Raw genomic sequence first — 21,048 nt, 5'->3', positions numbered from 1 at the left:
TCCTCCGATCGCGTGTATTACATGTTACGTCCGCAACGTATTACGCGCGAGAGTCCACCGGCATTCAGCTCGCGTCGCCTGACGCTACGCCAGCACCAGCAGGTCGCCGACCTCGCAGCCGAGGGCATCGCAGATCGCGCGCAGCGTCGAGTACCTGATCGCCCGAGCGCGGTCGTTCTTGAGCACCGACAGGTTCACGATGCTGACGCCGACGCGAGCGCTCAGCTCGGTCAGGGTCATCCCGCGCTCCGCGAGCAGCTCGTCGAGGCGACAGTGGATGCCAGTGAGCTCGTCGTCGTTCTCCGCCGGGCTCATACGAGGCCTCTCGTGTCGTCCTCGAGCAGAGCCTTCTCGCGCTGCAGGCGGATGCCCTGCCGGAACGCTGCCGCGATGAGGCCCACCGCGACGCCGGTCGCGAAGATCGGGACGATCGACCAGAACTCGATCGGATGCACCGGCTCGCCGGATCCGAGGCCCAACGCGGCGGACACCCCGTTCAGCCCCAGTTTCTCGAGCAGCACGATGAACATCGGGGCGAGCACGAGGGTCCAGCCGATCGCGTCGAAGGCCCGTGCGTTGCTCCGCACGAAGAAGCGTCCGCGGAGGAAGTTCCAGGCGACGAGCATCACGCCGACGATGACGATCAACGGGGCGAGCGCCCACAGCACGAGAGAGCCGATGATCGCTGCGGTCGAAGCGGCATCCACTCCGGTGGCGAACACCATCACCTCCTGAGCGATCCCCTCGACCGACGCGGCTCCTGAGCCGACGGTCGCGTCGATCGGCTGCTCGTCGATCGGGATGGACCACGCGATGCCCTGATCTCGGAAGGTTCCGAGCACGCGCAGGACGGTGCTGATCGCCGTCACCACCAGAGCGGCCGCACCGAAGAGGATCACGGTGATCGCATCGGCGGTCTGGGAACGTGTCGCGGTCACGGTGCTCATCAGACGAGCCCGTCCGTGTCGCGCTGCAGTCGGTCGCCGATGGAGAACACCGTGCAGATGAGGGCGATGACGAACGCCCCGAGGATGAAGGTGAACGGCTGGACGCTCATCACGGCGTTGTCGATGCCGTTGTCGGTGATCCGGGCGACGGTGGCGTTCGCGAGCATGTTGTCGAAGAAGCGCACCGACGCGAATCCGAGGAGGCCGGTGATGCCGGCGGTGGCCACGAGGGCCGTGCGACCGCGGCCGAAGATGCGGCCGCTGACGGTGCTGCGCGCGAGCAGGATCAGGCATCCGATCACGACCAGGATCGTGATGATCTGCAGCACCTGGCCGATGATGCCGGGCACCGCGGCGATCGCCGGCAGCTGAGGAGCGATGATCGTGCCGCTGTCGAGCCCCACGGCCACGCTGCCTCCGGTCGAGAGCGGCAGGTCGACGGCGGACGCATCCGGGGCGAACTCGATCAGCACCGGCACATCGACGCCGCGGGCGAGTTCTACGATCCGGATGATCGAGAACACCGTGATGTAGGCGGCGATCAGGACTCCTGCGATGCAGAAGCCGATCAGGGCGCCGGAGTCGCCGCGAGAGATCGTGCGGTCTTTCGTCGAGGTCATCATCCACTCCTTATCGAGAGTCGTTATTACCGATAATCGTTAACATAACGACTGTCGATAAGTGAGTCAACCCCGGCCATGCGAGAGCGCCGTCACCGACCGTCATGGCGCTATGCCGACGGCGAACACGGGCATACAGCATCCGCACGGTGGTTACTCTCGATGTACAGGCGCGGAGACCCGTCGAGGACTCAGCGCTTCGCCCCGTGCGAATAAGGAGTCACAGCATGTTCGAGAGATTCACGGACCGAGCCCGTCGAGTGGTCGTCCTCGCCCAAGAAGAGGCGAAGATGCTCAACCACAACTACATCGGCACTGAGCACATCCTGCTCGGCCTCATCCACGAGGGTGAGGGTGTCGCAGCCAAGGCGCTCGAAAGCCTCGGTATCTCCCTTGACGCCGTCCGCGAGCAGGTGCAGGACATCATCGGTCAGGGCCAGCAGCAGCCCACCGGTCACATCCCGTTCACGCCGCGCGCCAAGAAGGTGCTCGAGCTCAGCCTCCGTGAGGCTCTGCAGCTCGGCCACAACTACATCGGAACCGAGCACATCCTGCTCGGTCTCATCCGCGAGGGCGAGGGTGTCGCAGCCCAGGTCCTCGTCAAGCTCGGCGCCGACCTCAACAAGGTCCGCCAGCAGGTCATCCAGCTCCTGTCCGGTGCACCCGGACGCGAGCCGGCAGCCGTCGGCGCGCAGTCGAACGACACCCCGAGCGCCCAGGGTGGCTCGCAGGTGCTCGACCAGTTCGGTCGCAACCTGACGCAGGCCGCGCGCGACAACAAGCTCGACCCGGTCATCGGCCGCGAGAAGGAGATCGAGCGGGTCATGCAGATCTTGTCTCGCCGCTCCAAGAACAACCCCGTGCTGATCGGTGAGCCGGGCGTCGGCAAGACCGCCGTCGTCGAGGGCCTCGCGCAGGCGATCGTCAAGGGTGATGTGCCCGAGACGCTCAAGGACAAGCAGCTCTACTCGCTCGACCTCGGCTCGCTCATCGCCGGTTCCCGCTACCGCGGTGACTTCGAAGAGCGTCTGAAGAAGGTCACGAAGGAGATCCGCACGCGCGGCGACATCATCGTCTTCATCGACGAGATCCACACCCTCGTGGGTGCGGGTGCCGCCGAGGGCGCGATCGACGCGGCCAGCATCCTCAAGCCGCTCCTCGCCCGTGGCGAGCTCCAGACCATCGGCGCCACCACGCTCGACGAGTACCGCAAGCACTTCGAGAAGGATGCCGCTCTCGAGCGTCGCTTCCAGTCGATCCAGGTGAACGAGCCGAGCCTGCCTCACACGATCAACATCCTCAAGGGACTCCGCGACCGCTACGAGGCGCACCACAAGGTGCAGATCACCGACGGCGCGATCGTCGCGGCATCGAACCTCGCCGACCGCTACGTCTCAGACCGGTTCCTGCCCGACAAGGCCATCGACCTGATCGATGAGGCCGGCGCACGCCTGCGCCTCAGCATCCTGTCGAGCCCGCCCGAGCTGCGCGAATTCGACGAGAAGATCGCCAAGGTGCGCGAGCAGAAAGAGGTCGCGTCGGAGGACCAGGACTTCGAGAAGGCCGCATCGCTGCGCGATGAGGAGAAGAGCCTCCTCGCCGAGCGCCTGCGCCTCGAGAAGCAGTGGCGTTCGGGTGACGTCGCGACCCAGGCGGTCGTCGACGAGGGCCTGATCGCCGAGGTGCTCGCACAGGCCACCGGCATCCCCGTCTTCAAGCTGACGGAAGAGGAGTCCTCGCGACTCGTCTTCATGGAGAAGGCGCTGCACCAGCGCGTCATCGGTCAGGAAGAGGCCATCGCGGCGCTCTCCAAGACGATCCGTCGTCAGCGTGCCGGCCTCAAGGACCCGAAGCGTCCCTCCGGTTCGTTCATCTTCGCCGGCCCCACGGGCGTCGGAAAGACCGAGCTCGCCAAGGCTCTCGCCGAGTTCCTGTTCGACGACGAAGCTGCTCTCATCTCGCTCGACATGAGCGAGTTCGGTGAGAAGCACACCGTCTCGCGTCTGTTCGGTGCCCCTCCCGGATTCGTCGGATTCGAAGAGGGCGGCCAGCTCACCGAGAAGGTGCGCCGCAAGCCGTTCAGCGTCGTGCTGTTCGACGAGATCGAGAAGGCCCACCCGGACATCTTCAACTCGCTGCTGCAGATCCTCGAAGAGGGTCGTCTGACCGATGGTCAGGGCCGCGTGATCGACTTCAAGAACACCGTCATCATCATGACCACCAACCTCGGTGCTCGTGACATCGCCGGTGGTCCGGTCGGATTCCAGATCGAGGGCGTCAACTCGACGAACTACGAGCGGATGAAGGGCAAGGTCAACGAAGAGCTCAAGCGCAACTTCAAGCCCGAGTTCCTCAACCGTGTCGACGACATCATCGTGTTCCCGCAGCTGTCGAAGAGCGAGCTCGTGCAGATCGTCGATCTGTTCACGAAGCGCCTCGGCGAGCGTCTGCTCGACCGCGACATGACGATCGAGCTCTCGCAGGCCGCCAAGGAGCGTCTCATCGAGATCGGGTTCGACCCGGCACTCGGTGCCCGGCCGCTGCGTCGCGCTATGCAGCACGAGGTCGAGGACCGTCTGTCCGAGAAGATCCTGCACGGCGAGCTGAACCCCGGCGACCACGTGAAGGTCGACTCGAAGGACGGCGAGTTCCTCTTCGAGCATGGCCCCCGCGGCGAGAAGGTCGCGGTCGGCGTGAACACCGGCGGAGCGATCTCCGGCACCCCCGATCTGGCGGTCGCCAGCGGGGAGTGACCTGATCACAGAAGGGGCGGATGCGAGCTGCATCCGCCCCTTCTGCGTGTCCGGAGTGATCCAGCACTCCGGCATTCCGGGGCCGCTCAGGGTCTCGGGAGGTGACGGGTTCTAGGCTTGACATGTGAGCGAGTACATCGTCCGGCCGGCGCGCAGCGCTGACATCATCGGCATCCGCAACCTCCTGCAGCCGATGGTCGAGCAGCGCATCCTGCTCGGCAAAGACCTCGCCGTGCTCTACGGCGCGGTGCAGGAGTTCGTCGTCGCCGAGGCCGACGGCGAGCTGATCGGATGCGGTGCGCTGCACGTGTTCTGGGAGGACCTCGGCGAGGTCCGCACCCTCATGGTGCGCGGGGACTGGCTGCACCACGGAGTCGGCGGTGCGATCGTCGGCGCGCTCGAGGAGCAGGCGCGGGAACTCGGCCTCAGCCGACTGTTCTGCCTCACCTTCGAAGTCGACTTCTTCGGCCGCCGCGGCTATTCGATCATCGGCGAACAGGTCGTCGACCCTGACGTGTACTCGCAGCTGCTGCGCAGCGGCGACGCGGGTGTCGAGGAGTTCCTCGATCTCGCGCACGTCAAGCCGAACACGCTCGGCAACACCAGGATGCTGAAAAGCCTCAACTAACCTGAACTAATGCCTCGTCACTCCGCCGCCGTGTATCGCCGCCGGAGATTGGTGACCCTCGTCGCGGCGATCCTGTTGGTCGCGGTCGTCGGCGTCGCTGTGTGGCTGCTGCTGGCGCGTCCGTGGGCGAATGCGGCCGAGGTGACGCCGTCGCCCAGCGCATCGGCGTCCGACTCGCCGACGCCTGATCCCACTGCGGGCGAGTCACCCGCAGCCGAGTCGCCCTCGCCTGAGTCGTCGGCGGAGGAGACCCCGGGAATCGTCGCGTGCGAGGCCAGGGACGTCGAGGTGGCTGCTGTCACGGATGCCGACACCTACGACCCAGGCGTGCTGCCGCAGCTGTCGATCTCACTGACCAACCGCGGTTCCACCGACTGCGCGATCGACGTGGGGTCGACGACACAGAGGCTCACGGTATCGAGCGGATCCGATGTCTGGTGGACGTCGACCGACTGCCAGGAGAATTCGAGCAGCATGGTCGCCACGCTCACTGCGGGCGCGACCGTGACGAGCAAGGTGCCGGTCACCTGGGATCGCACCCGGTCGAGTGTCGAGACCTGCGCCGACGAGAATCGTCCGCGCGCGCCCGGGGGCGGTGCGTCGTACCACGTCGCTGTCGAGATCGGCGGCTTCAAGGGCACGACGACGAAGCAGATCCTGCTCTATTGACGCCGAAACTGGCCAAACGTCTCGAATACAGTCCTGCACTCAGTTTCGAGTGACACTGCTCTTTCTTTGGGATACCATTGGAGTGACCCTCGCAGACTTGCGGCGCATGCCATCCCCAGTGGCGTCGAGCACAGCGTCCCCAGCGCTTCGACATGCCGCCCGAGGGTCCGAGGGCCCTCTCGAGTACCCCAGTCCCCAATGGATGACTCGAGAGGGCCCCTTTCCATCTCCGCTCCCGTTTCGGCGCACGCGTCGGCATCCGCTGAATATGCTGGATGCATGGCAGCGAAGAAGTCGAAATCGGCGAAGAGCAAGCCCGTACCCGAGGATTTCCGGTCGGATGCCCTCGCTCAGGCGCTGGAGAAGCAGGACATCGCTGCGGTGGCTCTGGCACTGCGCCATGGCACCACGGTCGTGCCGCTCGTGAAGCCCGGCGCTCGCGACAATCCACTCGACAGCGGAGAGGTCTGGACCTACCGCGACCCGAAGTCGGGCGATCTGGCGCTGCTGCTGTTCAGCGATGCCAAGAACAAGCCGGCGAACCTTCCTCCGGGGGTCGGGATCTACACGGCCGACTGGTTGCGCAAGTTCCTCGGCGCGCACCCGATCACGACCGTCTTCCTGGACATCGCGGGTCCGCATCCGATGCAGGCTTCGCCTGACGAACTGCTCAAGGCGCTCGACGCCTGACGCCGCCCTTCTGGGTGACCGCGTGGTGGCGCGGCGTTGGCTTGTGCGACCGGTGCAGGGCGGCACGGCCCGTGCGGGGTCACTTTCGCATCTGCGGTCTGTGCGGGGCCACTTCGGCATCGGATGCGAGCGTTTTGAGTGCGTTTTTGACCCCGGCTGGCGTGTGCACGCGGTGCGTGACCTCTGCGGGTGCGATGCGGGGTCACTTCGGCATCTGCGGGTTGGTGCGGGGTCACTTCGGCATCCCCATTGCCCGATTCGGGTGCGGAAGTGGCCCCGCCTGGTGATTGGGGTGCGAAAGTGGCCCCGTCTGGGGTGCGCGTCGAGCCCTCGCCGGATCAGAACGGCGGGATGTCTGCTTCGCTGCGCCGGGTGGTGTTGCGGGCGCGCACGTCGTTCAGTGCCGCGCGCAGAGTCTTCGAGCGGTCGTCGACCACCTGGTCATAGCCGAGCCGCGCGGCCTCGGAGCGGCGCTGCGCCGATTGCGTGACAGGGCGGATCTCGCCCGCCAGGCTGAGCTCTCCGACCGCGGCGACGGTTCGAGGCACCGAGATCTGCTGGATCGACCCCGCCACGGCGATCGCGATCGCCAGGTCGGCGGCCGGTTCGGTGAAACGCACGCCGCCGACGGTCGAAACGTACACGTCGAGATTGCTGGTCTTGATGTGCGCTCTCCGCTCGAGGATCGCCAGCACCATCGCCACGCGCGAGGAGTCGAGCCCGTGCACGACACGACGGGGATTCGGCGCAGTGGTGTTGATCGTGAGCGCCTGCACCTCGACGGGCAGTGCCCTGCGGCCCTCGAGCGAGATGGCCACGCACGTGCCCGGCTCGGTCGCGCCCTGCGACAGGAAGAGGCCCGAAGGGTCGGGGACCTCGGAGATGCCCGCACCCGTCATCTCGAAGCATCCGACCTCATCGGTCGGGCCGAATCGGTTCTTCAGCGCGCGGATGAAGCGCAGCGAGGTCTGGCGGTCACCCTCGAAGTGACAGACGACATCGACCAGGTGCTCGAGCACGCGAGGCCCGGCGACGGTGCCGTCTTTCGTGACGTGGCCGACGAGGATGACCGGCAGCCCGCGGTCTTTCGCCACCCGGATGAGGGTCGCCGCGACCTCGCGCACCTGGCTGGGCTGACCGGCCGCGCCGTCGATGAGCGATGACGACACCGTCTGCACAGAGTCGACGATGACGAGCTGCGGTGCGACCTCGTCGATGTGGCCGAGGATCGTGGCGAGATCGGTCTCGCTCGCCAGATAGAGCTCGTCGTGCAGGGCTCCGGTGCGCTCTGCGCGCAGCCGCACCTGGGCGGGCGACTCCTCGGCGCTGGCGTAGAGCACTCGACGCCCCGAACGAGCCGCCTGGGCTGCGACCTCGAGCAGCAGCGTCGACTTGCCGACACCCGGTTCGCCGCTGAGCAGGATCGCCGCACCGGGCACGATGCCGCCGCCGAGCACGCGGTCGAACTCGCCCACCCCGCTCGTGCGGCGAGGAGCGTCTTCGGTGGTGATCTGCGTGATCGGTCGAGCGGCCTTCGCCGCCGTCGGCGCGAGGGGAGTGATGCGGCTCAGGATGCCGGTCTGCGCGCCCTGCTCCTGCACCGTGCCCCACTGCTGGCACTCGGCGCACCGACCCACCCACTTGGCCGTCGTCCACCCGCATTCGGTGCAGACGTACGCGGGAGGGGCAGGTTTTCGGGTGGCCATGCAGCCAGGCTATCGCCGGGATCAGACATCCCTATCGGTTCGGGCATTATTCACGGCCCAACCCCTCGATGTCGCGCAGCGGCCACGGAATACTGGAGTCATGGCCAACGGCGGGCCCGTCTGCGGGCCGATCTCGACCTTCTCGCGAGTGCGGATCCTGCACGCGCTGTTCGAGGGCGGCTCCGCGCAGGACGACACCGCCCGGACGCGCGCGGAGCTCACGATCGGCGAGCTCTGCGATGCCACCGGGCTGCACCCCAACACGGTGCGCGAGCACCTGCAGCGCCTGATCGAGGGCGGCTACGTCATCCAGGCCAGCGAGCACCGCACCACCCGCGGCCGCCCGCGCACGCTCTACAGCGCGGTGACGGGCGCAGCGGATGCCTCCAGCCCCATCGCTCGCAACAAGGCGAAGGCGGCCGCCGTCCGCGGCGATCTGCTGCGTCGAGTCCTGCCTGCTTCGGCATCCGCTCTGGGCCGCGACGCGACCTACCAGCTGGACGCCCTGATCGAACACTTGGAGGAGAGCGGCTTCGAGCCCGTCGTCGATGACGAGCAGCTCACCGTCGATCTCAGCCCGTGCCCGCACGCCGCGGGTCGCGCCGAAGACCGTCCGATGCTGTGCTCCGTGCACCTCGGTCTCATGCAGGGGGTGCTCACCGAAGCCGGTGGACCGCTCGCTGCCGAGGCCGTGCGCACCTCCGCCCTTCCGGCGGATTGCACCGTGCAGCTGCGCCTGACGGAGATGACCGCCGCCTAGGCGAGCATCTGTCTTATTCACGGTCGGCGGCCCATCGGGGGCGGCAGGCCCGTCGTTAGCGTGGCACCCGGCGCACAGATGAACACGCGCACAGAAGTACCAGGGCACGGAAGAAGGAGTGGCTCATGGAATGGCTAGACCCGCTGGTCCTGTCTCGATGGCAGTTCGGTCTGACGACCGTGTACCACTACCTGTTCGTGCCGCTGACGATCGGCATGGCGCTCGTCGCCGCGATCTTCCAGACCGCGTGGGTGCGCACCGGCAAGGTGCAGTACCTGCACCTCACGCGGTTCTTCGGCAAGATCTTCCTGATCAACTTCGCCATGGGCGTCGTGACCGGCATCGTGCAGGAGTTCCAGTTCGGCATGAACTGGTCGGACTACTCGCGCTTCGTCGGCGACGTGTTCGGCGCCCCGCTGGCGTTCGAGGGCCTGCTCGCCTTCTTCTTCGAGGCGACGTTCATCGGTCTGTGGATCTTCGGCTGGGACAAGCTCCCGCAGAAGCTGCACCTCGCCACGATCTGGTGCGTCTCGATCGGCAGCATCCTGTCGGCGTACTTCATCATCGCCGCCAACGCCTTCATGCAGAACCCGGTCGGCTACGTCTTCAACCCTGAGACCAACCGCGCCGAGCTCACCGACTTCTGGGCGCTGCTGACCAACCCGGTCGCGCTCGCCGCCTTCCCTCACACGATCTTCGGTGCGCTGATGTTCGCCGCCGGTGTCGTGATCTCGGTTTCGGCCTGGCACCTCGCCCGCGGACAGCACTTCGACACCATGCGCATCTCGCTGAAGTTCGGCCTGTGGGCGATGATCTTCTCGACCGCCGGCGTCGTGCTCACGGGTGACCAACTGGGTCTCGCGATGTACGCCGCGCAGCCCATGAAGATGGCCGCGGCCGAAGCGACCTTCGACACGGTCTGCGGCTACGACGCGTCGTTCAGCCTGTTCACGCTCGGAACCCCGGACGGCAGCTCCGAGCTGTTCTCGATCAGAGTGCCGTATCTGCTCTCGCTGCTGTCGACGCACACGCTCGACTCGTGCGTGCACGGCATCAACGACCTCAACGCCGAGTACGCCACGACCTTCGCCGACACCGGTCTCACCGAGTTCGCCCCGATCCTGTGGGTCACGTACTGGGCGTTCCGCTGGATGATCGGCCTCGGTATGGCCGCGGCCCTCGTCGCCGTCGTCGGACTGTGGGTCACCCGCAAGGGCGCCAAGAACCCGCCGGCCCCGTGGATGTGGAAGCTCGCGATCTGGTCGTTCCCGCTCGCGCTCGTCGCCAACATCATGGGCTGGGTCTTCACCGAGATGGGCAGACAGCCCTGGATCGTGTTCGGGCTGATGACCACTCAAGACGGCGTCTCGCCAGGAGTCAGCGGCGTCGAGGTCCTCATCTCGCTGATCGCCTTCACCGCGATCTACGCCGCGCTCGCCGTGGTCGAGATCCGCCTCATCATCAAAGCGGCCCAGAAGGGCCCTGACACCGAAGAGCAGCCCCACGAGGAGACGGCCCAGCTGCCGTCGGTCGTGTACTGAGAAAGGGATCAGTCATGGAATACATGTGGTTCTGGATCGTCGCCTTCCTCTTCGTCGGCTACTTCGTGCTCGACGGGTTCGACTTCGGCGTGGGAATGTCGCTGCCGTTCCTCGGCAAGAACGACGTCTCGCGTCGCCAGGTGATCAACACGATCGGCCCGATCTGGGATCTCAACGAGACCTGGGTCATCGTCGCCGGTGCGTGCCTGTTCGCGTCGTTCCCCGAGTGGTACGCGACGCTGTTCAGCGGGTTCTATCTGCCGCTGCTGCTGATCCTGCTCGCGCTGATCCTTCGAGGCGTCTCGTTCGAGTACCGGCACCAGCGCGAGTCGGCGCAGTGGAAGCGCGGCTTCGACCGGATGATCGTGATCGGCTCTGCCGTTCCCGCGCTGCTGTGGGGCGTTGCCTTCGGCAACATCGTGCAGGGGGTGGCGATCAATGAGAGCCACATCTACGTCGGTGGCTTCTTCGCGCTGCTCAACCCCTATTCGCTGCTCGTCGGCGTCACGACGCTGCTGCTCTTCTTCCTGCACGGCGTGCTGTTCGTGTCGCTCAAGACCGACGGGCAGGTGCACGCGGATGCTCGTCGCCTGGTGAAGCTCGCCGCGGGGCCGACGGTGCTCGCCGCCGCCGGCACCGTTATCTGGACCATCGGCATCGCCTGGGACCGTGAATCTCCGCTCATGCTGATGGTCATCGGATGCGGTCTCGTCGCGGCGCTCGCACTGATCGCGTCGGTGCTCTTCTCGATGCGCGGACACGACGGGCGGGCGTTCACCGCGGGCGCGGTCACCGTGGCATCCGCTGTCGTGATGCTGTTCGCGGCGCTGTTCCCCTACGTGATGCCGTCGACGATCGACCCGGCCTTCAGCCTGACGATCGAGAACGCATCGAGCACCCCGTATACGCTGACCATCATGAGCTGGACCGCCCTGATCGCCCTGCCCCTGGTGCTCGCGTACCAGACGTGGACCTACTGGATCTTCCGCAAGCGCGTCACCCGCAGCTCGATCGAGGGGGCTCCGGCGCACGCGTGAGAGCTGTTTTCGCGAACGACGTCTCGCCTCGCTTCGCTCGCGCAACGAGCGAGGAGGCGCGGTCTGCCCACCGGTCGTTGAGCGAGGCCGCGCGAAGCGTGCCCGAGAGCCGGTCGTTGAGCGAGACCGCGCGAAGCGTGCCCGAGACGAAACGGGCTGACGCATGAGGCCCGTCGACCCTCGCTTGCTGAGGTATGCCGCTGCGGCCCGTGGTTTCCTGCTGCTGTCGGGCGTGATCGGCGTCGTTCAGACGGCGGTCACGATCGCGTTCGCGTGGATGCTGACGGATGCCGTCACCGGTGCGCTCGCCGGGCGCGATGTCACGGCATCCCTGCTGTGGCTGCTGGGTCTCGCGGCGCTGCGGGGCGTGCTGATCGCCGCCTCGGATGCCGCAGGAACCCGCGCTGCGGCGAAGACCGGGATGCAGCTGCGGGCCGCGCTGATCGCGGCCGTCGGGCGTCTCGGGCCCGGCTGGCTCGCACAGCGCAATCAGGCGGAGCTCGCCGTGACGGCGGGGCATGGACTCGAGGCCCTCGACGCGTACTTCGCCCGATACATCCCGCAGCTCGTGCTCACGGTCGTCGCGACGCCGGTGCTGGTCGCGGTCATGTGGTGGCAGGACTGGCCGAGTGGACTGACCGCGGTGATCACGCTGCCGCTGATCCCGCTGTTCCTGATCCTGATCGGCATCGCCACCCGCACGGTGCAGCGCAAGCAGTGGCAGACGCTGCAGCGGCTCGCCGCGCGCTTCGCCGACACCGTGCAGGGCCTCTCGACCTTGCGTCTCTTCGGACGCGAGCGCCGCGCGGCCGCGCAGATCGAGCAGACGGCCGACGACTACCGCCGCGAGACCATGAAGGTGCTGCGGTTCTCGTTCCTCTCGGGCTTCTCGATGGAACTGCTGGCCTCGATCGCCGTGGCGCTGATCGCCGTGGCGGTCGGATTCCGCCTGCTGTCGGGCGACCTGTCGCTCGAGGTCGGTCTGTTCGTGCTGCTGCTCGCGCCCGAGGCCTTCCTGCCGATTCGCCAGGTCGGGGTGCAGTTCCATGCCGCCGCCGAGGGCGTGGCCGCGACGGAGGACGTGTTCGAGGTGCTCGATGCGGCCGGGGCTCGGGAGGCCGGCGTTCACAATTCAGCACGAAACGCCGGCGCAGCGCCGTATGAAGGACGGAGCGCTGGTTTCGGCCGTGTTCATGCTGAATTGCGAACGGGCAACGCGCGAGACCTGGTCGTCACCGACCTGCGTGTGCGCGATCTGCCGCCGGTCTCGTTCACAGCCGTTCCCGGAACCATCACGCTGATCGAAGGACCGAGCGGCGCAGGCAAGTCGAGTCTGCTCGCGGCTCTGCGCGGTGCGGTCGAGTTCGAAGGCGCGGCTGCGGTCGGCGGAGTCGATGTGCGCGGGCTCGCGCCGTCAGAGTGGCTGGCCTGGAGCGGGCAGCGCCCTCAGCTGAGTCGCGGCACGATCGCCGCGAATGTGGCGCTGGGGGATCCGGCACCGGATGCCGACGGCATCCGCCGTGCCCTGGATGAGGCGTGCGCGAACGACCTCGACCCGGCGCTCGAGCTGGGTGTGCAGGGCAGTGGGCTCTCGGGCGGACAGGCGCAGCGGGTCGCGGTCGCACGGGCGCTGTATCGCCAGGCCGGCAACCCTCGCGCGGTGCTGGCGCTAGACGAGCCCTCCAGCGCCTTGGACCCAGAGACCGAGCAGCGCCTCTGGCACTCGCTGCGAGCACGTGCGGATGCCGGGGCGACGGTGCTGCTCGTCTCGCACCGTCGGTCGGCACGGGACGTGGCCGATCAGGTCGTCGAGCTGGGGGTGAGCGTATGAGCGACACCAGCACCGCTGCAGGCGTGCGCGGCATCCTTCGTCTCGCGCAACCGCCGCTTCGTCGTTTCCTCCCCGGTGCGATCTGGGGCTTCCTGTCGGCGGGCGCCGCGGTCAGTCTGCTCGCGGTCAGCGGCTGGCTGATCGTCAGCGCGTCGATCGTGGATTCGCTCGTGCCGCTGTCGATCGCAGTGGTGGGCGTGCGGTTCTTCGCGGTGTCGCGCGCGGTGACGCGGTATCTCGAGCGGCTGAGCGGTCATGATGCGGCGCTGCGCCAACTCGCGTCGACCCGCGCCGACATGGTGCGGCGGCTGACTCCGCTGTCGCCTGCCGGGCTCGGACGCACCGACCACGGACGGGTGCTGTCGGCTCTGGTCGACGACGTCGAGAATCTGCAGAACCTGCCGCTGCGCGTGGTTCAGCCGCTCGCGGTGTCGGGGCTCGTGGCGCTCGGAGCAGTGGGGTTCCTCGCGTTCGTGTCGGTGCCGGCCTCGCTGACCCTGGCAGCCTGCCTGGTCATCGCCGCCGCCGCGGCGATCGGCCTCGGCTGGGTGTTCGGGTCTCGTGCCGAGGCAGCGGTGTCGCAGCGACGTGGCGACCTCTCGGCGGCGCTGACCGACTACTTCGGCGGGCTCGACGTGCTGCTCGCGTTCGGTGCCGAGGCTCATGCTCGCGAGCGCCTGGCGGTGGCGGATGCCGCGCTACGCCGCGCGGTGAGCAGAGCGTCCTTGGCGCAGGCGATCGCGGCCGGGGTCGTGTCTGCGGTGGCGGGTGCCGCATCCGTCTGGGCGCTGGCCGTTGCGGCGCCGGGTCTGCAGACCGGCGCAATCGACGGCCCTTGGATGGCGGTCGCCGTACTCGTGCCGATGGTCGTGTTCGAGGTCTTCGGCGCGGTGCCGATCGCGGCGGCATCCTGGCGCAGTGTGCGGTCGAGCGCCGAGCGCATCGTCGACGTGCTGCCTTCCGAGGTGCCCGCCGAGCTGCGGTCCGACGACGGTGACGACGCCGAGGTCGAGGGCGTTCCCGCGCTGCGGCTGCGGGGCGTGCGGGCGTGGTGGCCGGGCGGGACGCCCGCGCTGCGCGGAGTCGATCTCGATCTGCATCCGGGCGAGCGCGTGCTCGTGTCGGGGCCGAGTGGTGCGGGCAAGAGTTCGCTGGCCGCGGCGCTCGTCGGATTCCTGCGGGTCGAGGGCGAGTATTCCGTCGGCGGCATGGATGCGTCGGTGCTCTCCGGCCCCGCTCTGCGGCGCACGATCGGGCTGTGCGAGCAGAGCCCGCAGCTGTTCGATGAGGACATCAGGCAGAACCTGCTGTTCGCCCGCGACTCGGCGGCGGACGACGAGCTGCTCGCCGTGCTCGACAGAGTGGGACTCGGCTCGTGGGTGCGCGAGCGCGGGGGACTCGACGCGCGGGTCGGCGACCGCGGCGGCCTCGTGTCGGGTGGCCAGGCGCAGCGCATCGCCCTCGCTCGCGCTCTGTTGCGGGGATTCCCGGTGCTCGTGCTCGATGAGCCGACGGCGGGCGTCGATCCCGATGCATCCGACGCCCTGCTGCGTGACCTGCTGCAGGCGGCGCGGGAGCAGTCAGTGCTGCTGATCTCGCACGTCGCTCCGCCGGCGGGAACCGTCGATCGCGTCGTCAGGCTGGAAGACGGGCGCACGGTTTCGGGGTGAGCCGGGGGCCGTCGTCCCCGTCCGTGGGCCTGGCCCGCGGGCACAACTTCGGAGGGTGGGGGCGCCGCGCCGTGGCATCCGTCGTCCCGTGCGGTGTGTCGGTCTCGGCGTCCGAAGGTGTGCTCGCTGCGGCGGCGAAGTTTCTCCGTGCAGAGCGTCCGTTTGCAGGACCTGGGCACGGATGCCGGGTCGAGAACCGGGGTCTCAGTCCTGCAGGCGTGAGGCGGTCCTGCAGACGGTACGCCGAGGAGGCCGGTGAACGGGACCTGGATGGTGTCGGTGAGGCCAGCTGCAGGACGCAGGTACGGATGCCGGGTCGAGAACCGGGCTCTGGTCCTGCAGACGTGCTTCGGCCCTGCAGGCGGTCAGCCGACGGAGTAGGCGGACGCTACGGGGGCGGGGCGGTCCGAGACCGGGGTCAGACGTTGAGGTCTGCGCGCGGCTCCATCACGATGCCCTGGGCCTCGAAGACGCGGCGGCGCTCTTCGATGCGACGGTGCAGTTCGACCTGCGCGTCGTCGACCAGCTGGGGGTCGAGGTCGACGGTCGCGGGGCGTGGGTCTCCGTGGTTGGCCTCGATGTAGGCGTCGAGCTCGGGACCCGACGTCCATGACGTGATCAGGGCGTAGCGCGGGGCGGTGCCGCGGTGCCAGACCGCGTGCCAGAAGCGCTGGGTGTCGACGATGATGCGCGACCCTTCGCGCAGCGGCAGACGGATCTCTGTCGCCGGGTCGAAGCGGTCGGAGCGCAGGAGCAGCAGCGAGTCGGTGTCGTCCGAGAGGTTGTAGTAACCGCGCACGACCCAGCCGGTGCCGTCTTCGTTGAGGCGGTTGTTGTCGTCCTGGTGCAGGTTGTAGACGGCATCCGCGTATTCGTTGGGCTGCAGCTCGATCACGCGGCAGCGGCCCACGCCTGCGCCGGGTTCGAGGGCGCGGCGCTGCAGGGTCGGTGCGATCGCGACCTGCGACTCGATCCAGACGCCGTCCTTGTCGGTGCGGGGAGGGGTGTGGTTCCAGAACCCGTTGCACTCGATGGCGCCGGCATAGCTCGCGAGCGGGGCGAAGCGCGTGACGCCCGACGAGCGCCAGCCGATGTACTCGAGGTCGAGCCACTCGGCGGGGTCGGACGCCTGGTCGTGGTCATCGAGCACGACATAGCCGGTCTCTGCGAGCGCCTCTGATGTGATGAAGCCCATTGCGTCCCCTCCGTGCCCGATGCCTTAGGCCATCCTAACCAGGCGACCGGGCGGACGCCGGGGGAGGGGCGGGGTAAAACCGGACGGGTTGCCACGCGGAAGGGGGTCCTGCCTCTGACGAGACCCTCCTTGCCGTCCGAAAGCCCTGCGCCGGTCGGCCTGTGCTGCCGAGACCCGCCTGATCGAACGAGACCCACGTGCAGACCGGGGGTCTCGTCCGAGAATCAAGATCTCGACCGAGAGATGCCGCCGATTCGCGCCGTAGCGCGGGTTGTCGTAAGCTAGTCCGCGGTGACGTGTCCGAGCGGCCGAAGGTGCAACACTCGAAATGTTGTGTAGGTTAATCCCTACCGTGGGTTCAAATCCCACCGTCACCGCCATGGAAACCCCCGAGAAATCGGGGGTTTTTCCGTGTGTGGGGTGTGGCGTGGTGCATTTTTGGTGCATGTTTCGGCATCTCACCTCGCGCGTTCTGTCTTGCATGCGTTTCCAGTGACAGTGGTGACGCCCCCTTGAGTCCCGATAGCGTGTCACCGATCGGCTTCGATGGCGAAGCCCATGAGCGGAGAAGCGATGTACTTCAGCGTGGGAGAAAGCACGACAGGCAATCCGTCCTGGTGGCTCTACGGCGACAACGATCAACAAGTCGCGTGGGCCGGCGAAAAGTTCGACAGCCCCTACAACGCTCAGCGAGCGGCCCTCGCGTTCAAGGCCGGTGCCGTTGCCGCACGGTTCGAGGTATACCCAGATGCCGGCAATCACTATCGGTGGCGTGCATGGCGGGGAAGTGACAAGGTCGCTGCGTCCGGGGAATCGTTCGCCTCTCAAAGCAACGCGCAGCGCGCGGCGGACAATGTTCGCCAGAACGCCGGCCTCGCCTCCGGAATTTAGGCCCACTGGTTCGGAGTCACACCGTTACGGTCGCTGTGCACTCCGGGTGACTTCGGCGTGCCGTTCTCAAACTCTCCTCGCGACAGGTCCTGTTCAATGAGCCAAACTCGGTAGCCGTCTCCTCGGCGGATACCGAGGTCCGAGTTCCGGTAGGTGCCGAGGTTGACCTGTCGGATGTTCGCGCCGATCTGGCCGGCGAACTTCTCGTTCGTAGCACGCGCCGAGGAGTTGCTGTCCTGTGTCGCAAGGGCGATGTCCCCGCGGCGCGAGTCTCGCCGCGGCCGCGAGAAGCGCCAGGCCCGTCCGAGCGCCTCAGCCGGCCATGTCAAGCAGCGCACTCGACGTGCGGCGGGTTCGTAGACGGCGAGGTCTCCAGCCGCGAGCTCTCTGCCGCTGAGATGGCAGGCGCCGGGGTGCTGTGCTGGAGGCGCCCGCCCCGAAGACTGTGTGTGTCCAAAAGGCTAGGTAAGCGGGTACGCGACCACGTCCGCGAGGCGATACCGAGCCCAGCCGTCGCCATCGGGCGCATCCCGCTGGAGACTGCGGCCGGCGCGGTTCAGGCGGTCGTGCTCGTCCTTGGTGACCCAGCACTTGTGCAGGAGTCGGTTGAAGATCGACAGCAGGTGCTTTGGCGACGTGGCCGGACCACCCGCGATCGGCTCCTGGTGCGTGTTTGATCGCGGGTCAGCCTGGCTCGGATCGACAATCTCGACGATGATCCGCTTGAACGGGATCACGTGCTCGACGACCCGTTCGCCCGACGACAGCTGCATCGCGTCCCGGGTCGCGAAGGTCACCGCATGGCCGTCGTCGAGCGCACGAAGCATCTGCCGAAGCCGGCGCGGGTACCCTCCTGATCCTTTGGTCCACAACCGGCCGCCGGCGACCAGGTACGGGCGGATCTCCGTCTCGATGACATCGAAAGCAGCGATCGCGGCGCGGGCATGGCGGTCATCGGCGCGCGAGGTGTTCACGGTGCGATCCTCCCACCGACGGGAGGTCGTGGAAGAGATCCGTCGGCGCGATCTGGAAGAGGGCTGCGGGTGTCCCTACGGGAGCACCGTCGTCGACACTGCACGCAGCCAACCGCCGCTAGTCTCGCCGTCGATCGTAGCTTCCTCTGATCGCAGCACCATCTCGACCTTCGTGCCGTCCGTCCAACTGGCAGCCTCGGACTCTTCTGCGAAGACCGTCAGATCCTGGCCGCCGCCCTGCGCCTTCAACATGACGAGGTAGTCGCCGGTGGCCCCGGTCATCCACAGATCAGACATGAACAGCTCGCCTGTGACCTTGAAGAGGTCGCCAGTCTTGATGCCGCCCATGCCGGCGGAGTTGAGTTTATCGAGCAGCTCGTCGACGGTGATCGGCACGGCAACTGCGAGGTCAGGCGCGGGCTCCTTGGCGGGAGCTGTCTCGACGGGCTCGTCTGGCTCCGTAGAAGGATCGTCTCGCTGCGCAACAACTTCCGCGCTGGGGGTATCTGCCGGCGCCGGGGTGTCATCGTCTTCGCCGCCTGTAATCGCGGCCATGATGCCGATAATCGTGAACAGAACCGCGAGCACACCGCCGATGATCGCAAGCGGCTTCCACTGGAACGGCGGCTTCGGGCGGCGGAAGACGAGCTCACTGCGGAGCTTGCCGGCGTTCTGGGTGACGAGTTCCCAGCCATCTTTCTCCCACTTCGCGATCATGAGCTTCTCGGTGCCGCGGACCGTCTGGACGCTCCTGGTGTCGTACTTCGCGGTCTCGGCCTTAGCGCGCACGCCACTGTCCGTCATTGGGTTCTCCCTCTCCTGGTCCCGGGAGAACAACTCGCCGCCGGGTCATCGCGAGCATATCGGCTGGACGGTCGGTCGAAGGACGAGTGCGAGCACGTCGAGTGAGTGGTCGTTCCGCCACCGCTCATCTGGAACTGGGCGTATCCGTAGAGTGACCTGTGGGAGCGTCCGTTCGCTCGACGCCAGCACCGATGGGAGCAACTCGTGATCACCTTCACCGACTTCCTGCCCGTCCCGGAGCCCGAGCGCACGAAGGTGAAGTTCAACATGCGTGCCGGCGATGGCAGCGGCGAAGCCTGGGACTTCCTCATGGACGACCATGACCACTGGCTCCGGCTGAATCAGTGGCGAACGAAGCAGACGAACAACAACATGGGTGACGCTCGCTACCTGCTCGCCTTCGCGCAGTACTACCCCTACGGGCCCCAATACTTCATCTTCGGGGGCGCATTCGAGGTGCGGGAGATCAAGCCCGATCGCTTCGACGGACTGGGGTATGAGCTGACCGCGAGGCCGCTGCACGAGAGCTACATCAAGCGCCTGATCATAAGCTCGACAGGACCATCGGGCGGGCCCCGTACCTCCGCCACTACGTGGGGTTGCAGCAGAGCCTGCTCTCCCCGGAGGTCTGCGAGCTCGCACCGGATGTCAAGCTCGGCACGTTCCCCGGATACCAGAACGTGCGGCTGCGGCACCACGAGCTTCAGCGCATCATCGTCGGCGACGAGCCCAGCTGGAAGGACGCGCTTTCCAGCGTGAAGGGCGTTTACGTCATCACCGATCTCAGCAGCGGACGGCTGTACGTCGGGTCGGCGTCCGGGGAGGCCAACGGGCTGTGGCAGCGCTGGTCCGGGTACGCGCATCTGAAGAACCTCACCGGCGGCAACCGGGAGCTCGAACAGCTCCGCCAGGACCTCGGTGATGCGCACATCGTGGAGAACTTTCAGTACTCCATCCTGGAGATCTTCGACCCCAAAACCCGGGCCGACACGATCCTGGCGCGCGAGTCGTTCTGGAAGCATGCGCTGGACAGCCGAGCGCACGGGATGAATCTGAACTGAGGGCCTCCAGATGCTGATGCCGCTCACATCGGCCCTTGGATCTCCACTGCTCGCGGATGCAGAGCAAGCCCGACTTGGGGAAGGACTGGCCCTGCAGATTCCATCCATGCACTCCGGCAGTTCCCGAAAAGCACCTGTCCCGCGCTGTATCTACCCCCGGATAGTCGGGATAAGTGGTCTTATCGTGGCCAATGGGCCAGACGTTGAAGTGAGATGGGGCTGAGTTGGTATCTGGCGTTTGAGCAGTGCTCGAGCGGGATCGCGAGGGTGCGTGCTCCTGCAAAGTAGATGCGTCTGCGAGGATCGAAGGATGCCCGAAGCTGTCGATGTCACCAATGCTGATCACTACGTGTGGGGCGAGGTCTCCGACGGGTGGCGACTACTCGACAGCCCAGGGCTGTCGGTGATCGAGGAGCGAGTCCCGGCCGGAGCCGGCGAAGAGTGGCACGTGCACGACACGGCGACCCAGTTCTTCTACGTGCTCGAAGGAACCGCCCAGATGCAGACCGCCGAGGGCGCCGTCGACCTCGAGGCCAGACAGGGTGTCGAGGTCCGGCCTGGGCTCGCGCACCGATTCTTCAATCCAGGTGCCGCGGAGACGCGGTTCCTCGTGATCAGCACCCCGAACACTCGAGGAGACCGACGCCCCGTCCACGTCGCGCTCTGAGGCGTGCGCCTCGGATAGCGTGACCGAGTACGGTTCCACCACCGTGCACCGGGGGGCCACGATGGCAACGAACAAGCTGAACGCTGAGCTGGATCGGATCTTCCAGGAGCGAGACCGCGAGAACATGGCGCCGACGATCGCGGCCCTTCGTCCGATCCTGGATAAGCACCCACACGATCCGCGCGTGCTCTACGAAGTCGGCGGCGCGTTCGATACGGCGGGCGAAGGGGTCATGGCGAAGGGTTACTACCGACGCGCCCTCGAGAACGGACTCCACGGCGACACCCGCCGCCGGTGCTTCCTCCAGTACGGATCCACGCTGCGCAACCTCGGCGATCTGGACAGATCAGCAGAGGTGTTCCGCACGGCTCGCGAAGAGTTCCCAGACGACGTGGCGCTCGGCGCATTCGAAGCACTGACACTGCATGCGCAGGGGCACATGAGCGCCGCGCTGGGTAGTGTGCTCACTCTGCTCGCGGATCACGTTCACGCCGACGAGCTCGAGCGGTACAAGCCGGCGATGCGCGGCAACGCGGAGTACCTCGTCTCACTCGACGCCTAGCTGAGTCTTGCGGAAAAGGATCCGAGCGAGGATCCTGAATCT

Annotated in this window: 20 protein-coding genes and 1 tRNA gene; 14 read left to right on the top strand and 7 right to left on the bottom strand. The window is 66.9% G+C overall.

The features are described from left to right. Nucleotides 1-84: 84 nt before the first annotated feature. The 3 genes from FIV50_RS14975 to FIV50_RS14965 are packed head-to-tail and all read right to left on the bottom strand — an operon-like array spanning nt 85 to nt 1,567. Nucleotides 85-315: a helix-turn-helix domain-containing protein gene (locus FIV50_RS14975; RefSeq protein WP_140038115.1), complete on the bottom strand. Its 231-nt coding sequence runs from the start codon at nt 313-315 to the stop codon at nt 85-87. After that, nucleotides 312-947 (bottom strand): DUF2975 domain-containing protein, encoded by a 636-nt coding sequence (locus FIV50_RS14970; RefSeq protein WP_140038114.1) that lies wholly within the window; start codon nt 945-947, stop codon nt 312-314. Before FIV50_RS14970 ends, FIV50_RS14975 begins: the two co-directional genes overlap by 4 nt. Further along, nucleotides 947-1,567: a hypothetical protein gene (locus FIV50_RS14965; protein WP_140038113.1), complete on the bottom strand. Its 621-nt coding sequence runs from the start codon at nt 1,565-1,567 to the stop codon at nt 947-949. The genes FIV50_RS14970 and FIV50_RS14965 overlap by 1 nt, the downstream gene beginning before the upstream one ends. Nucleotides 1,568-1,794: 227 nt before the next feature. On the opposite strand from FIV50_RS14965, the gene FIV50_RS14960 reads away from it, so the two are divergent. The 4 genes from FIV50_RS14960 (at nt 1,795) to FIV50_RS14945 (ending at nt 6,307) form a co-directional block, all read left to right on the top strand. Continuing rightward, nucleotides 1,795-4,320 (top strand): ATP-dependent Clp protease ATP-binding subunit, encoded by a 2,526-nt coding sequence (locus tag FIV50_RS14960; RefSeq protein ID WP_140038112.1) that lies wholly within the window; start codon nt 1,795-1,797, stop codon nt 4,318-4,320. 124 nt (nt 4,321-4,444) lie between these two features. After that, nucleotides 4,445-4,948 (top strand): amino-acid N-acetyltransferase, encoded by a 504-nt coding sequence (locus FIV50_RS14955; RefSeq protein WP_042539928.1) that lies wholly within the window; start codon nt 4,445-4,447, stop codon nt 4,946-4,948. 9 nt (nt 4,949-4,957) lie between these two features. Beyond that, nucleotides 4,958-5,617 carry a hypothetical protein gene (locus tag FIV50_RS14950; RefSeq protein ID WP_140038111.1) on the top strand — a complete coding sequence of 220 codons (660 nt, stop codon included), beginning with the start codon at nt 4,958-4,960 and terminating at the stop codon, nt 5,615-5,617. Between the two features lie 279 nt (nt 5,618-5,896). Then, the gene (locus FIV50_RS14945; RefSeq protein WP_140038110.1) at nt 5,897-6,307 is read left to right on the top strand and encodes a dehydrogenase; all 411 of its coding nucleotides are present in this window, start codon (nt 5,897-5,899) and stop codon (nt 6,305-6,307) included. Between the two features lie 338 nt (nt 6,308-6,645). Here the strand turns inward: FIV50_RS14945 and radA are convergent, their stop codons facing one another. Next, entirely contained in the window at nt 6,646-8,013 is a 1,368-nt protein-coding gene (gene radA, locus FIV50_RS14940) for a DNA repair protein RadA (protein WP_140038109.1), read from the bottom strand. A 100-nt stretch (nt 8,014-8,113) separates the two neighbouring features. Between radA and FIV50_RS14935 the strand changes: the two genes are divergently transcribed. The 5 genes from FIV50_RS14935 to cydC all read left to right on the top strand — a co-directional run bounded on the left by FIV50_RS14935 (nt 8,114) and on the right by cydC (nt 14,852). Then, nucleotides 8,114-8,773 (top strand): helix-turn-helix transcriptional regulator, encoded by a 660-nt coding sequence (locus tag FIV50_RS14935; protein WP_140038108.1) that lies wholly within the window; start codon nt 8,114-8,116, stop codon nt 8,771-8,773. Nucleotides 8,774-8,898: 125 nt separating this feature from the next. Further along, nucleotides 8,899-10,314 (top strand): cytochrome ubiquinol oxidase subunit I, encoded by a 1,416-nt coding sequence (locus FIV50_RS14930; protein WP_140038107.1) that lies wholly within the window; start codon nt 8,899-8,901, stop codon nt 10,312-10,314. A gap of 14 nt (nt 10,315-10,328) precedes the next feature. Beyond that, entirely contained in the window at nt 10,329-11,351 is a 1,023-nt protein-coding gene (gene cydB / locus FIV50_RS14925) for a cytochrome d ubiquinol oxidase subunit II (protein ID WP_140038106.1), read from the top strand. A 163-nt stretch (nt 11,352-11,514) separates the two neighbouring features. Next, the gene (gene cydD / locus FIV50_RS14920; RefSeq protein ID WP_140038105.1) at nt 11,515-13,182 is read left to right on the top strand and encodes a thiol reductant ABC exporter subunit CydD; all 1,668 of its coding nucleotides are present in this window, start codon (nt 11,515-11,517) and stop codon (nt 13,180-13,182) included. Next, entirely contained in the window at nt 13,179-14,852 is a 1,674-nt protein-coding gene (gene cydC, locus FIV50_RS14915; RefSeq protein WP_140038104.1) for a thiol reductant ABC exporter subunit CydC, read from the top strand. The genes cydD and cydC overlap by 4 nt, the downstream gene beginning before the upstream one ends. Nucleotides 14,853-15,270: 418 nt before the next feature. Here the strand turns inward: cydC and FIV50_RS14910 are convergent, their stop codons facing one another. Beyond that, complete coding sequence (locus FIV50_RS14910) at nt 15,271-16,047, bottom strand: hypothetical protein (RefSeq protein ID WP_140038103.1); 777 nt, start codon at nt 16,045-16,047, stop codon at nt 15,271-15,273. A 290-nt stretch (nt 16,048-16,337) separates the two neighbouring features. On the opposite strand from FIV50_RS14910, the gene FIV50_RS14905 reads away from it, so the two are divergent. Together FIV50_RS14905 and FIV50_RS14900 are read left to right on the top strand one after the other, a co-directional pair. Then, nucleotides 16,338-16,427 (top strand) — tRNA-Ser (locus FIV50_RS14905). 178 nt (nt 16,428-16,605) lie between these two features. Next, nucleotides 16,606-16,938 carry a YegP family protein gene (locus tag FIV50_RS14900; RefSeq protein ID WP_219846220.1) on the top strand — a complete coding sequence of 111 codons (333 nt, stop codon included), beginning with the start codon at nt 16,606-16,608 and terminating at the stop codon, nt 16,936-16,938. A 461-nt stretch (nt 16,939-17,399) separates the two neighbouring features. Here FIV50_RS14900 and FIV50_RS14895 read toward each other — a convergent pair whose 3' ends face one another. Together FIV50_RS14895 and FIV50_RS14890 are read right to left on the bottom strand one after the other, a co-directional pair. After that, on the bottom strand, nt 17,400-17,912 hold the full coding sequence (locus FIV50_RS14895; RefSeq protein WP_140038102.1) for a hypothetical protein: 513 nt from the start codon (nt 17,910-17,912) through the stop codon (nt 17,400-17,402). A 75-nt stretch (nt 17,913-17,987) separates the two neighbouring features. Then, the gene (locus FIV50_RS14890) at nt 17,988-18,629 is read right to left on the bottom strand and encodes a hypothetical protein (RefSeq protein WP_140038101.1); all 642 of its coding nucleotides are present in this window, start codon (nt 18,627-18,629) and stop codon (nt 17,988-17,990) included. Between the two features lie 680 nt (nt 18,630-19,309). On the opposite strand from FIV50_RS14890, the gene FIV50_RS17800 reads away from it, so the two are divergent. From FIV50_RS17800 to FIV50_RS14875, 3 genes are all read left to right on the top strand, one after another. After that, nucleotides 19,310-19,777: a GIY-YIG nuclease family protein gene (locus tag FIV50_RS17800; RefSeq protein WP_219846219.1), complete on the top strand. Its 468-nt coding sequence runs from the start codon at nt 19,310-19,312 to the stop codon at nt 19,775-19,777. Between the two features lie 310 nt (nt 19,778-20,087). Beyond that, on the top strand, nt 20,088-20,444 hold the full coding sequence (locus tag FIV50_RS14880) for a cupin domain-containing protein (protein WP_140038100.1): 357 nt from the start codon (nt 20,088-20,090) through the stop codon (nt 20,442-20,444). A 61-nt stretch (nt 20,445-20,505) separates the two neighbouring features. Continuing rightward, nucleotides 20,506-21,006, top strand: coding sequence for a tetratricopeptide repeat protein (locus tag FIV50_RS14875; protein WP_140038099.1), 501 nt, complete (start codon nt 20,506-20,508; stop codon nt 21,004-21,006). The last annotated feature ends 42 nt before the right edge of the window (nt 21,007-21,048 follow it).

Source organism: Microbacterium foliorum (assembly GCF_006385575.1).
GTDB lineage: Bacteria > Actinomycetota > Actinomycetes > Actinomycetales > Microbacteriaceae > Microbacterium > Microbacterium foliorum_B.
Note: the sequence above shows the minus strand (reverse complement) of the source record. Positions and strands in the feature narration are given on the sequence as shown.

What these genes read in the sequence shown, in the direction of transcription:
- FIV50_RS14975 (WP_140038115.1), bottom strand. Translation starts at nt 315, where the DNA reads ATGAGCCCGGCGGAGAACGACGACGAGCTCACTGGCATCCACTGTCGC.
- FIV50_RS14970 (WP_140038114.1), bottom strand. Translation starts at nt 947, where the DNA reads ATGAGCACCGTGACCGCGACACGTTCCCAGACCGCCGATGCGATCACC.
- FIV50_RS14965 (WP_140038113.1), bottom strand. Translation starts at nt 1,567, where the DNA reads ATGACCTCGACGAAAGACCGCACGATCTCTCGCGGCGACTCCGGCGCC.
- FIV50_RS14960 (WP_140038112.1), top strand. Translation starts at nt 1,795, where the DNA reads ATGTTCGAGAGATTCACGGACCGAGCCCGTCGAGTGGTCGTCCTCGCC.
- FIV50_RS14950 (WP_140038111.1), top strand. Translation starts at nt 4,958, where the DNA reads ATGCCTCGTCACTCCGCCGCCGTGTATCGCCGCCGGAGATTGGTGACC.
- FIV50_RS14945 (WP_140038110.1), top strand. Translation starts at nt 5,897, where the DNA reads ATGGCAGCGAAGAAGTCGAAATCGGCGAAGAGCAAGCCCGTACCCGAG.
- radA (WP_140038109.1), bottom strand. Translation starts at nt 8,013, where the DNA reads ATGGCCACCCGAAAACCTGCCCCTCCCGCGTACGTCTGCACCGAATGC.
- FIV50_RS14935 (WP_140038108.1), top strand. Translation starts at nt 8,114, where the DNA reads ATGGCCAACGGCGGGCCCGTCTGCGGGCCGATCTCGACCTTCTCGCGA.
- FIV50_RS14930 (WP_140038107.1), top strand. Translation starts at nt 8,899, where the DNA reads ATGGAATGGCTAGACCCGCTGGTCCTGTCTCGATGGCAGTTCGGTCTG.
- cydB (WP_140038106.1), top strand. Translation starts at nt 10,329, where the DNA reads ATGGAATACATGTGGTTCTGGATCGTCGCCTTCCTCTTCGTCGGCTAC.
- cydD (WP_140038105.1), top strand. Translation starts at nt 11,515, where the DNA reads ATGAGGCCCGTCGACCCTCGCTTGCTGAGGTATGCCGCTGCGGCCCGT.
- cydC (WP_140038104.1), top strand. Translation starts at nt 13,179, where the DNA reads ATGAGCGACACCAGCACCGCTGCAGGCGTGCGCGGCATCCTTCGTCTC.
- FIV50_RS14910 (WP_140038103.1), bottom strand. Translation starts at nt 16,047, where the DNA reads ATGGGCTTCATCACATCAGAGGCGCTCGCAGAGACCGGCTATGTCGTG.
- FIV50_RS14900 (WP_219846220.1), top strand. Translation starts at nt 16,606, where the DNA reads ATGAGCGGAGAAGCGATGTACTTCAGCGTGGGAGAAAGCACGACAGGC.
- FIV50_RS14890 (WP_140038101.1), bottom strand. Translation starts at nt 18,629, where the DNA reads ATGATCGCGAAGTGGGAGAAAGATGGCTGGGAACTCGTCACCCAGAAC.
- FIV50_RS14880 (WP_140038100.1), top strand. Translation starts at nt 20,088, where the DNA reads ATGCCCGAAGCTGTCGATGTCACCAATGCTGATCACTACGTGTGGGGC.
- FIV50_RS14875 (WP_140038099.1), top strand. Translation starts at nt 20,506, where the DNA reads ATGGCAACGAACAAGCTGAACGCTGAGCTGGATCGGATCTTCCAGGAG.